The organism is Williamsia muralis, assembly GCF_002735905.1.
GTDB lineage: Bacteria > Actinomycetota > Actinomycetes > Mycobacteriales > Mycobacteriaceae > Williamsia > Williamsia muralis_A.
Window position 1 is genome coordinate 126,497 of record NZ_PEBD01000005.1, and the last position, 11,710, is coordinate 138,206.

Sequence of the window (11,710 nt, forward strand, 5' to 3'; positions counted from 1 at the left end):
GTCGGACGGTAGCCGGTGTGCACTGCGCTGTCAGGAAGCAGCCGCCGCATACGCACACCTCAGTGCACGGTTGTACACTGAATGCATGATCGATGTGGATGACCCGCGGCAAGACGAGGTTCGCGCGCTGGCGGAACTGGCCTTCGAGGAGGTCGGGAAGGCGGTCACCGGAGTGGGCATCGTGCACCGGGCGATCTCGGACCGCGTGTTCTCAGGAGTGCAGCTCGGTGTCGGCCCCTGGGCGGCACCTTCGCGGATCATTCACAACGCGATTGCCGATGGAACATATCGATCCATCGCCGTTGCCTGTGAGGTGGCAGCGCAGGTGGCATCACGGACGGTCGACGGACGTGGGCGGATGCCATCGGAGACAAAACGCGGTGCGATTGCGCTCGGTGCGTTGACCGGTTTGATCGGAGACGCGCTCGCCGAACAGGATTCACCACTGGCCACGCCGATGTCGCTTCGGGTCGACGGGCGAATTCAACACGCGGACAAGGCATCCCTCGCGAACGCGTATCCTCATGCGACGCCCAAGCTGGTCTTTTTCACGCACGGACTGATGGAGACCGAAGTCGCCTGGGGTATCGGCGGCAGGCCGACGTATGGGGCCAGATTGTCCGCGGAGCTCGGCTTCAGCGAACTGCAGGTGCGTTACAACACGGGTAGGCACATCTCCGAGAACGGCCGTGAACTGTCCGCGCTCATCGAGGAGGTGGTGAGGAATTGGCCTGTACCCGTGGAGGAGATCGTGCTGGTCGGGCACTCGATGGGTGGTCTCGTGGCACGTAGCGCTTGTCACGGGGCTTCCCTCGTCGGGGCTGGGTGGGCCGGAAAGGTCCGCCACATCGTCTGTCTCGGATCTCCGCATCTGGGGGCCCCGTTGGCGAGGACCGTACACACCGCCACTGCGCTGTTGCAGATGCTGCCCGAGTCCCGTCCGATCGGCCGGCTACTACACAGGCGCAGCGCGGGGATCCGGGACCTGTACGCCGGTTCGCTGGTGGACGAGGACTGGACGGGCCGAGACCTCGATGCCTTGCGCCAGGCCGCAATAGCAGAGGTCCCGTTGCTCGCCGATGCCGAGCACAGTTTTGTCTCGGCCTCGATCACCCGGGACCCCGAACACCTGCTCGGCCGTTACCTCGGTGACGGTTTGGTGTTGCATGTCAGTGCCCGTGGCCGGGACAAGTTGCGCGACATAGGTTTTCGTGACGACGACGGGATGCATCTCGGGTCGGCCCACCACTTCACCCTGCTCAACAACGAAGCCGTCTGCGAGTGGCTGGCGACGCGGCTGCGGGAGAAGTCGACGCCGGTCGGCTGATCAGCCGGCCGACGTCAGGGAAGCGCTGCGCTCCCGGAACCTCATCGGCGCGTCCGCAACCGTGCCGTGGCGCAAGGTGAGGACATCGCGGTAGTAGTTCATCCGCAGCCTCCAGGGGGCACGTGAACCCTGATGCGGAAACGAGTCGACCGAACGCAGAACGTATCCGGCGGCGAAGTCCAGGAACGGTTCTTCCTGCACGGACGGGTCCTTCACCGGGACGCTTTCGCCGTATCCGTTGGCGTCCATGTGTTCGAGCAGGCGACACATGTACTCACACACCAGGTCTGCCTTCAAGGTCCACGACGCGTTCGTGTACCCGACAACGTAGAAGAAATTGGGGATGCCGCTGAGCATCATACCCTTGTAGGTCATCGTGTCGGTGAGGTCGACTTCCTCCCCGTCGACCACGAACGTGAGCCCGCCCAGGGCGAGCAGATTGAGGCCGGTGGCCGTGACGACGATGTCGGCGTCGAGATGGTCGCCGGATTCCAGCTCGATACCGCTTTCGGTGAACGTGGCGATCCGGTCGGTGGCCATGGACACCGACCCTTTTCTGATGGCGCGGAACAGGTCGCTGTCGGGCACGAGACACAGGCGCTGATCCCAGGGGTTGTAGCGCGGCGCGAAGTGGGTATCGATGTCGAAATCTGGCAGTTGCCGCTCTTGCCATGACCTGATCTGCTTCTTCATGAACTGTGGATAACGTTGACACAGTTGATAGATGGCGGTGGAGACGGCGATTCCCTTGCCGCGCGCGGCAGCGTAAGCCCATTTCTCGGGAAGCAGTTTGCGCAGTCTGTTCGCAATGGCATCCTGCTTGGGAATGGAGATGACGTAGGACGGCGAACGCTGGAGCATGGTGACGTGCGCGGCTTCGGGGGCCATCGACGGTGCCAAGGTGACCGCGGTGGCCCCGCTGCCGATGATCACCACCCGCTTGTCGGTGTAGTCGAGATCGTTCGGCCAGTGCTGCGGATGCACGATGGTCCCTGAGAACTGCTCGATCGCAGGGAAGTCGGGTGTGTAGCCCTCGTCGTAGCGGTAGTAGCCGCTACAGGACATCAGGAAGTTGGCGGAGATGGTCTCGGCCTGGGTTTCGGTGCCCACGTCGGTGCGCTCGATGTGAACCCTCCAGAGCTGTTCGCTGCCCGACCATTCCGCACGCACGGCCCGGCGGTTGAACCGGATCGTCTCATCGATCCCGTATTCGGCGGCTGTTGCCCGGACGTATTCGAGGATGGAGGGGCCGTCTGCGATCGCGTTGTCACCCACCCAGGGCCGGAACTTGTATCCGAGGGTGAACATGTCCGAATCGGACCGGATTCCGGGGTAGTTGAACAGGTCCCATGTACCGCCGATGCGGGGCCGGCTCTCCAGGATCGCGATGCTCCGGTCGGGGAACTTCTCCCGCACGTGGCAGGCGGCGCCGACTCCTGAGAGTCCTGCTCCGATGATCAAGACATCTACGTGATCTGACAGGGTCATCGGTCCTCTTCGGTCGTGCCGGCGGCGATCGCGCAGGTCACCGTGTCTTTTGGAGGACGGTCGCGTTCTCGCTGTTTCCTTTGCGAAGCAGTTTCCTCGTTCACCATGCTGTGCAACTATGAGCGTCACGGTCACAACGAGGACGGGCTCTCCATCACATGCAACGCACCACGCATCGTACGTACTACTTCTTCGCATTGGCCATGATCCTGCTGGTCGGTGTCGGATCGACCCAGTGGGCGCAGGCCGGGTCCGCAGAAGCGGCCGGGCCGAACAGGGTGGAGGCGACGGCCGACGGTCTCGAGCTCGATGGATCGCCATGGTGGCCGAGCGGTTTCAACGCCTACCAGCTCGCGACCGATTGGTCGGTGAACCAGGGTTGCGGCGCGATGGTCGACCTCGACTCCTACTTCTCGTCGCTCGAGCCCAACTCCCTCACGCGCTTCAACGCTTTCCAGCGCCTGGCAGTCAACAAGTTCACGGGCGAGCTCGATTTCGGTCCGATGGACGCGGTGTTCGCCGCGGCCGCGGCTCATGACCAGATGGTCGTGCCGGTCTTCACCGGTGGCGACGGTGCCTGCGAAGACGAGCTGTTCAAGGGTCGGAGCTGGTACACGACCGGCTGGAAGACCCTGGTCCCGGCAGGGGCGCCCCTCCGGTTCGATCAATGGGTGACCACAGCGGTCGACCGATGGAAGTCGTCGCCTGCGCTGGCCGGTTGGGAATTGGTCGGCGAACCCGAGACGAGTCTGTGCGGCGATTCTGCGTGCAGTTGGCAGAACCGGACGTGCCCGTCCGACTCGGGTCAGATCCTCCGGAACTTCTTCGACCAAGCCGGCGCCAAGGTTCGGGCGGCGGATCCGTCCACCCCGATCTGGGCAGGCCTGCTCGGTGGCGGGCAATGTGGGTCGGCCGGCGGTGACTATCAGCTGTTGGGGGCTTCACCCCACGTCGACGTGCTCGAGTACCACGACTACGGCGCTGACGGCGTGCCGCTGCCCGGCGACGTGTGGAATGGCCTTGCCACCCACATCGTGCAGGCCCAGGCGGTCGGCAAGCCACTGGTGGTCGCCGAGATCGGGCAGAACGCCGGGTCGTGCGGCACCCGTGAGGATCGGGTGGACGACTTCGAGACCAAGATCGACGGCCAGCGCGCCGCCGGTACTGCGGGAGCGCTGTTCTGGGCCTTCGTGCCGGATCCGCGCGAGCAGCAATGCACGTTCGACATCGGCCCGGACGATCCCGCTTTCGATCTCGTCGCCGAGCTCAACACGGTTGGGCCCTAGCGCGCGGCAGACCGCGCTGTTATCGGTGAACGCGATACCGTCCTGCCCATGATCGAGCGACTACAGGCCGAACGTGTCATCCCCGCGAACGTCGAAGATGTGTTCGCGGTGTTGACCGATCCGCAAGGTCACGTGGCGATCGACGCATCCGGGATGTTGATGAGTGCCACAGGCGACCGTGTCACTGCAATCGGGGACACGTTTGTGGTGCACATGGACCGCGAGGCCCTGGGGGACGTACCGATCGGGGAGTACGACGTCTCGGTTGTCATCCAGACGTTTGTGCCGGGTCGCGAGATCTCGTGGACCGTCAAAGGCCGTTTACGGCCGCAGATCGGCCACGTCTACGGCTATGAGCTTCATCCCGAGGGTGAGACCGGTACGCGCGTGGTGTCGTTTTACGACTGGTCGAACATCCATCCGGAGTGGCGAGCCAAAGGGATCTTTCCGGTGATCTCTGCCACCGCGCTACGCAGTACCCTCGGCATCCTCGACCGAACCGTACGCCGCGGATACCCGCTGGCCTCGCCCGATACGCGCTTGACGCGCTAGTGGTACGGCGGACTCCGCCAAGGCTTCCGTTCGGTCCGCGGGCGTACTCCGCGCCCAGGGAATAGTTGATTGCCGCATGTAACTTATATAAGTTGTGTAGTGCAATCAATTATATGAGGGAGTAGTCGTCGTGCCGGTGTCGTCAGGAACAGCGAGCGAATTGATCGAGGAGCTGTACCTGATGGGTCGCGCTTTTCGGGGTGCCGTCGTGTCCACGGACGAACGGCCGGCATTGCCGGGTGGTCTCGGTGTGCTCATGGCCCTGGAGGCACGAGGGCAGTGCCGCCAGAACGAGTTGGCATCCGATCTGTGCATCAGTCAGTCCGCATTGAGTCGGCACGTGGCCGAGTTGGTCGCCGAGGGATACGTCGCTCGCCGTCCGGACCCCGGCGACGGGCGGGCCACGCAGTTGCTGACGACGAGTGCAGGTCGTGAGCTCCTCGGTCGAACGAGGGCTGCGCGTGCCGAGTCGTTACAGACCGCACTCGACGACTGGGACGAAGCAGACGCGCAAGCGGCCGGCAGCGCCTTTCGCAAACTCAGAGGTTCATTGACCAGACACGCGCACCGGGCCGATCGGCCGGCGCAGAAAACGATCACAGGGAAAGACGGGAAGTAGATGTCAAGTTCAACCGAGGCGGTGGCGAAGCACGATCCATACGCGATGTCCCACCGCGAAATCCTCGAGGCGATGATCGGGCTGCTCGCAGCGTTGTTCACCGCTTTGCTGAGCACAACGATCGTCGCCACCGCCCTGCCGACGATCATCGGCGACCTGAAGGGGTCGCAGACGGCCTACGCATGGGTGATCACCACCGCTCTGCTCGCCAACGCGGCGTCGACGCCGATCTGGGGCAAGCTGGCCGACATCTTCAGCAAAAAGATGCTTGTCCAGAGCGCGATCATCATCTTCGTGGTCGGCTCGATCATCGCCGGCCTGGCGCACAATGTGCCGATTCTCCTCGCGGCCCGCGTCATCCAGGGAATCGGAATGGGTGGTCTCACCGCGCTGGTGGTCGCAATCATCGGCAGCATCGTGTCTCCGCGTGAGCGCGGCCGGTACTCCGGATACATGGGCGCCACCATGGCCGTCTCGATGTCCGGCGGGCCCATCCTGGGCGGCGTCATCGTCGACAGCCCACTCGGCTGGCGCTGGTGCTTCTTCGTCTGCGTGCCACTGGCAGTGATCGCGCTGTTCCTGCTGCAGAAGACCCTCCGGATCAAGACCGAGCGCGCCGAGAACATCTCCATCGACTGGCTGGGAGCCACCTTGCTGACCGCAGGCGTTTCCGTGCTGCTGATCTGGGTCTCGTTCGCGGGCAAAGCCGGGTACTACGACTGGATCTCCCGAGAGTCCGCGATGTATGTCGGTGGCGGACTGCTTCTGCTGGTGGCCACCGTGCTGGTGGAATCGCGTGTCAAAGCGCCGATCATCCCGCTCAAGATCGTGACCGAGCGCACCACCGGACTCGCCATCATCGCGTCCATCGCAGTGGGACTCGGAATGTTCGGTTCGACGACGTTCCTGGGCCAGTACTTCCAGACCGCGCGCGGATTCTCGCCGACCGTCGCCGGCATGCTCTCGATTCCGCTTGTCATCGGAATGCTGATCGCGTCGGTGGGATCGGGCCAACTGATCAGCCGGTTCGGCAAGTGGAAGGTGTTCATGGTGACCGGTTCGGCCCTGCTCATCGTCGGCTTCGCTCTGCTGGGGACGATCGACCACGCGACCAACCTCTGGTGGGTGAGCATCTTCACCCTGATCGTCGGGCTCGGCACGGGCATGCTGATGCAGAACCTCGTGCTGGTGGTCCAGAACACGGTCAGCGTTCACGACATCGGGGCTGCCTCGAGCAACGTGGCGTTCTTCCGGACCTTCGGCGGCGCAATCGGCGTCTCGGTCCTCGGGTCGGTCCTGGCCACTCGCGTGGCGGACCTCTCGTCGGGCGGCCTTGCCCGGCTCGGGATCACAGGCGGCTCCTCCGGCGGCAGCCTCGACCTCAACTCACTGCCGGGCCCGGTCGAATCGATCGTCCGCGCCGCTTACGGTGACGCAACAGGGCGGATCTTCCTGATCGCAGCTGCGGCAGCGGTGGTTGCGCTGATTGCGGTGTCGCTCCTGCCCAACCGGCCGCTGCGCCGGACGATCGATCTCGACTCGACACCCGACGGGACCGAATCCGAAACGCTCGGCGACTCCGAGTCGGCCGATCGGGACGACAACACCCGGGCCACCGTCAAGGTCTGACACACCTACCTGATCTGGGCCGAGGGACCCCGTGCACGATGCCGTGCGCGGGGTTCTGCCGTCTTATGGTGTCGAGCCGGGGAGCCCTGGGTACCCGGAGCAAATGAGCGAGACACAACCACTGACCGTGGTGGTCACCGGAGCGACGGGAAATGTGGGCACGAGCGTCATCGAAGCTCTCGGTTCCCGTTCGGAGGTGACGTCCATCCGCGCCATCGCACGCCGCCCGACCGATCTCACGTATCCGAAAACCGAGTTCTTCGTTGCCGATACGGGACAGGACGATCTGCGCCCTCTGCTTCGTGGGGCAGACGTCGTCATCCATCTCGCGTGGATCTTTCAACCCACCCATGACCCCGTTTCGACATGGGAGAACAACGTCGGCGGCGCGATCCGGGTGTTCGAGGCCGCCGCGGCCGAGGATGTGTCGGCTGTTGTGTACTCATCCTCGGTCGCCGCCTACTCGCCTGGCCCGAAGGACACCCCCGTCGACGAGAGCTGGCCGACGAACGGCTGGCCGGGCGCTGCCTATCCGCGCGAGAAGGCGTATCTCGAGCGATGGCTGGACGGCTTCGAGCACAACAACCCCGAGATGCGGGTCGTGAGGATGCGGCCTGGGTTCATCTTCAAACGTGAGGCATCAACGGCCCAACGGCGCCTCTTCGTCGGGCCGTTCCTTCCTCGGCAGCTGGTCCGCAGCGCCTTGATCCCCGTGGTTCCGAGGACTCCGGGGCTGTCGTTCCAGGCGCTGCACAGCGCGGATGTGGGCGAGGCATTTGCCGAGGCGGCCGTCCGGCCGGTCCGCGGGGCATTCAATCTCGCGACAGACGAGAAGGTGGACGCCAAGTACCTGGCGAAGATGCTCGGGGCGCGTTCGATCCCTGCGCCGGCGTCGTTGCTGCGTGCGGGGGTATGGGCAGCGTGGCACGCCCATGTCATCCCCGCCTCACCTGGCCTGTTCGACACCGTCTTACGACTGCCCCTGATGGACATCACTCGCGCTCGACGAGAGCTCGGCTGGTCGCCGCGCTACACCGCGAAGGACGCGTTGGAGGAGTTCATCGAAGGGGTCCGGGAGGGTTCGGGGATGGATACCGAACCGTTGGCGCCGGACGGGCCTGCCCGGAGGATCGCGGAGCTCTCGCAGGGGGTCGGCAGGCGCGATCGGTGACGGGCGCAGTGTGCGTTCGTGATCGGTGATCGCAAGCGGGAATGGACCCCCAGCGCGTAGATTGGGCCTCTGTCAGGGGGCATCATCGTGGTGATGGATTGCGGCACGATGCCGCGCGTACTGCCGAACGGTATCGGCACGTCGATCGACGCCGACCGCTTCGAGTCCCTGGCTTCATCGCGACAGGAAATCCTTCAATGACTGCACTGAAATACGTGGATCTGCACGGCGACCATGTCGCATATCGGGACGAGGGGAGCGGTTCGGAGGTTCTCCTGCTGATCCACGGGATGGCGGGGAGTTCGGAGACGTGGAATGCGGTACTCCCGTCCCTTGCCGCGAGACACCGGGTCATCGCCCCGGATCTGCCCGGTCATGGGCAATCGTCGAAACCGCGCGGCGACTATTCGCTGGGCGCGTTCGCCGCGTTCCTCCGTGACCTGCTGCGGGAATTGGGAATCGATCGGGTGACGGTGGTCGGGCAGTCGCTCGGTGGTGGGGTGGCCATGCAGTTCACCTATCAACATCCGGAGTATTGCGAGCGCCTGGTCTTGATCGGCAGCGGTGGACTGGGACCCGACGTGAACTGGACCCTGCGGGTGCTCTCGGCTCCTGGGGCCGAGTTCGTGCTCCCGGTGATTGCGCCGCAACCAGTTCTTCGGGCAGGCAACAAGATTCGCTCGTGGATCGCGTCCGCCGGCGTGCACTCGCCGCGGGCGGACGAAACGTGGCGCGCATACTCTTCGCTCGGCGATCGCGAGACGCGGCAGGCGTTCCTGAGGACCCTGCGGTCGGTGGTGGACTACCGCGGTCAGGCGGTGAGCGCCCTGAACCGGCTGTACCTGAACTCCGCCCTGCCCACGCTCCTCATCTGGGGCGATGCAGACAAGATCATCCCGGTGTCGCACGGCTACGCGGCCCACGAGGCGATTCCGGGCAGTCGACTCGAGGTTCTCGCCGGCGTCGGTCACTACCCTCACGCAGAAAGCCCCGATCAGGTCGTCGCCATCCTCGAAGACTTCCTCGCCGTGCCGGAGGCCCGGACGCGCACGACCAGCTGATCACCAGCTCGGTTTGAGTCTGCCCGGTATCGCAATGACGTCCAAGGCTCGGGTCAGTGCCTTGAAGTCCCTGTCCGGCAGTTCATCTCGCCATACCTGAACGCATCGCTCCGCGGATTCGCGGGCTGCGACCATGCACTCGCGACCGCGTTGTGTCAGTGTCACCAGTTGAGCGCGACGGTCGTTCGGGTCCGGGTGTTTGTCGAGATAGCCACGCTCGACCAGATAGACGATCAATTGGGCTGCGGCCTGCTTGGTGATCTGCAACGTCGTGGCGAGATCGGCTGCGGTGGAGGCGTTGTCGGATAACTCCGCGAACACGAACCCATGAACGGGTCGCACATCGGGGTAGCCCCGCTCGGCGAGTCCGGTCGAGATGTCATCCACCAATTGTGCGGACACCCGCAGCACGGCCGTCGCAGTTGCCCAGTCGGAATCGGTCACAGTCGAAGTATGACCCAGTGCGTCGAGCATGGACAGACAACACGCTTGTCTATATGGTCAAGTGGCTTGTCTATCAATTCTCAGGAGGAGAGCATGCCGGTCATCCAACCCGACGACGCCGAGGTGTTCCCGGCACACGGGAGCACCTTCCACTCGTATGTCAGTTCGCGGCGAGGGGGCAAAGAGCTCTGCGCCTGGAGGTTGACGGTTCCCGCCGGCCAGATCGGAGTGGCGCACAGACCCAGTCGCGAAGAGGTCCTTCTCGTGCTCGACGGAGAACTGACGGTCGGTCTGGACGGCGTGCAGGAGCCGGCCGGCGTCGGCACGGTCATCGTGGTTCCGGCCGGGACCGAGGTGCGGATCGATGGTGGCACCACCGAATCGACAGCATGGGTGACGACCACCCCCGGTCTGCATGCGACCACCGCCGACGGTGCGGTCATCACACCACCCTGGGCTCAATGAGACGGCAAATACTTGACGGTCGTCGTCGTGCTCCGTCGGGCATCCCGATCGATGGTTCTGTGACGTGGACCCACGATCGCGGATAGTCTGTGGCGCAGTCGTCGGGCGATCGAGAGGCACTACCTGTCATGACGTTCGACGAACCATTACCAGCCCCCTGGCACCTCACACGTCGGCGGCTGCTGCAGGGAACGCTGGTGAGCGGTCTGGCAGTTGCCGTCGCGGGTGGCACCGGGACAGCCTGGGCCGCCCCACGGTCGGCGGACTGGGCGGCGCTCGCGGCATCGATCAGTGGCCAGGTGATCCTGCCCGCGCAACGCGCCGCATTCACGCAGGCCAAACAAATCTTCAACACGCGTTACGACGGATCGACCCCGGTGGCCGTCGTGGCGCCGAAGACTGTCGCCGATGTACAGCGGTGTATGGCTTTTGCCGTGAAGCACAGGCTGAGGGTGGCCACGCGCAGCGGCGGGCACTCCTACACAGGTGCGTCAGCAGCGAGTGGGTTGTTGGTGGTGGATCTGCGCAGGCTCGACGGAGGGATCGGATATGACGGTGGAAATGGCTTGGCCACCGTCACGCCGGCGAGCACGCTGTATGCCGTGGCCGGCGGTCTTGCCCAGCAAGGCCGGTCGGTTCCCGTCGGGACATGCGCGACGGTCGGTGTCGCCGGCCTCACGCTCGGCGGAGGGCTCGGCGTCGACTCGCGGCTACACGGGCTCACCTGTGACTCCCTCGCCGCCGCGACGATGGTGTTGCCCAGCGGGGAAGCCGTCACCGTTGCGCCAGGAGAACGGGACGACCTCTACTGGGCGCTGCGCGGCGGAGGTGGCGGGAACTTCGGGATCGTCACGTCGCTGACCTTCCGCACCGCACCATCGGTGGGCAAAGACGTTGTGACGATGAATTTTCCACCCGCGTCGGCGGCCACGGTGATATCGGGGTGGCGGCGGTGGCTTTCGGTCGCCGAACCGTCGGCGTGGGCGAATGTCAACATCGGTTCCGATCGACGGGGTGGCGTCACCTGTTCGGTGTTGCTCGTCTGCGCAACCGGCGCGGGCCGCCGCATCGCGGCCGACATCTCGGCGGCCGTCGGGGTGGCGCCGAGTGGAAGCGACTACTCGACGCTTGATCCGATGGCGACGTTCCTGCGGCTGTCGGGTGGCGCGACCGCGCCACGACATGGGTTTGTCGCCGGGTCCGACATCCTCGCCCAGATCACCGACCCCATCGCTGCAGCGATCGTCACCGCGGTGCGGAACCGTTCCAGGGCCGGCGGCGCCGGGCTGGTGATCATCGACCCGCTCGACGGTGCGATCAGCGGGGTCGCTCCCGGTGCCACGGCATTCCCGTGGCGCACGCACGCGGCGAGCCTGCAGTGGTTCACGGACGTCGCCCCCGGTGCTTCGTATCTGTCGCCGACGTCGTGGGTGAAAAGTGCACACAGCACGATCGGCGCGGCGTCCGCGGGTGCCTATGTCAACTACATCGAATCCGGGGTCGCACCGTCTCGTTACTTCGGTGCCAATCTTCCGCGCCTGCGCTCCGTCCGTACCAAATACGACCCCGCGCGCACGATGTACTCGGGCCTCGACATCTGACGAGATGGGCAGAGTTCGCAAATCGGACTCGGACCAACACCGCTGATTAATGGTGTGACCGGGCTGA

General features: G+C 64.8%; 11 protein-coding genes. 9 read left to right on the top strand and 2 right to left on the bottom strand.

Going from position 1 to position 11,710, the window contains the following annotated elements:
* Positions 1 to 85: 85 nt before the first annotated feature.
* Entirely contained in the window at positions 86 to 1,327 is a 1,242-nt protein-coding gene (locus tag CSW57_RS07415; protein WP_099382203.1) for a lipase family alpha/beta hydrolase, read from the top strand.
* Here CSW57_RS07415 and CSW57_RS07420 read toward each other — a convergent pair whose 3' ends face one another.
* Positions 1,328 to 2,815, bottom strand: coding sequence for a flavin-containing monooxygenase (locus tag CSW57_RS07420; protein WP_099382204.1), 1,488 nt, complete (start codon positions 2,813 to 2,815; stop codon positions 1,328 to 1,330).
* Positions 2,816 to 2,973: 158 nt separating this feature from the next.
* Here CSW57_RS07420 and CSW57_RS07425 point away from each other — a divergent pair, with 158 nt between their 5' ends.
* The 6 genes from CSW57_RS07425 to CSW57_RS07450 all read left to right on the top strand — a co-directional run bounded on the left by CSW57_RS07425 (position 2,974) and on the right by CSW57_RS07450 (position 9,133).
* A complete protein-coding gene (locus tag CSW57_RS07425; protein WP_370623922.1) occupies positions 2,974 to 4,101 on the top strand; it encodes a beta-mannosidase in 1,128 nt (375 codons plus the stop codon).
* Positions 4,102 to 4,149: 48 nt separating this feature from the next.
* Positions 4,150 to 4,653 (top strand): polyketide cyclase, encoded by a 504-nt coding sequence (locus tag CSW57_RS07430; RefSeq protein WP_099382205.1) that lies wholly within the window; start codon positions 4,150 to 4,152, stop codon positions 4,651 to 4,653.
* A 136-nt stretch (positions 4,654 to 4,789) separates the two neighbouring features.
* Positions 4,790 to 5,272: a MarR family winged helix-turn-helix transcriptional regulator gene (locus tag CSW57_RS07435; protein WP_223249105.1), complete on the top strand. Its 483-nt coding sequence runs from the start codon at positions 4,790 to 4,792 to the stop codon at positions 5,270 to 5,272.
* Between the two features lie 45 nt (positions 5,273 to 5,317).
* A complete protein-coding gene (locus CSW57_RS07440) occupies positions 5,318 to 6,901 on the top strand; it encodes an MDR family MFS transporter (protein ID WP_099382450.1) in 1,584 nt (527 codons plus the stop codon).
* 103 nt (positions 6,902 to 7,004) lie between these two features.
* A complete protein-coding gene (locus CSW57_RS07445) occupies positions 7,005 to 8,072 on the top strand; it encodes an NAD-dependent epimerase/dehydratase family protein (protein ID WP_099382207.1) in 1,068 nt (355 codons plus the stop codon).
* 197 nt (positions 8,073 to 8,269) lie between these two features.
* Positions 8,270 to 9,133 carry an alpha/beta fold hydrolase gene (locus CSW57_RS07450; RefSeq protein WP_099382208.1) on the top strand — a complete coding sequence of 288 codons (864 nt, stop codon included), beginning with the start codon at positions 8,270 to 8,272 and terminating at the stop codon, positions 9,131 to 9,133.
* Here the strand turns inward: CSW57_RS07450 and CSW57_RS07455 are convergent, their stop codons facing one another.
* Entirely contained in the window at positions 9,134 to 9,577 is a 444-nt protein-coding gene (locus CSW57_RS07455; RefSeq protein ID WP_189339167.1) for a MarR family winged helix-turn-helix transcriptional regulator, read from the bottom strand. It abuts the gene before it with no gap.
* 93 nt (positions 9,578 to 9,670) lie between these two features.
* On the opposite strand from CSW57_RS07455, the gene CSW57_RS07460 reads away from it, so the two are divergent.
* Together CSW57_RS07460 and CSW57_RS07465 are read left to right on the top strand one after the other, a co-directional pair.
* Positions 9,671 to 10,042, top strand: coding sequence for a cupin domain-containing protein (locus tag CSW57_RS07460; protein WP_099382210.1), 372 nt, complete (start codon positions 9,671 to 9,673; stop codon positions 10,040 to 10,042).
* Positions 10,043 to 10,239: 197 nt separating this feature from the next.
* On the top strand, positions 10,240 to 11,643 hold the full coding sequence (locus CSW57_RS07465; RefSeq protein WP_189339168.1) for an FAD-dependent oxidoreductase: 1,404 nt from the start codon (positions 10,240 to 10,242) through the stop codon (positions 11,641 to 11,643).
* The last annotated feature ends 67 nt before the right edge of the window (positions 11,644 to 11,710 follow it).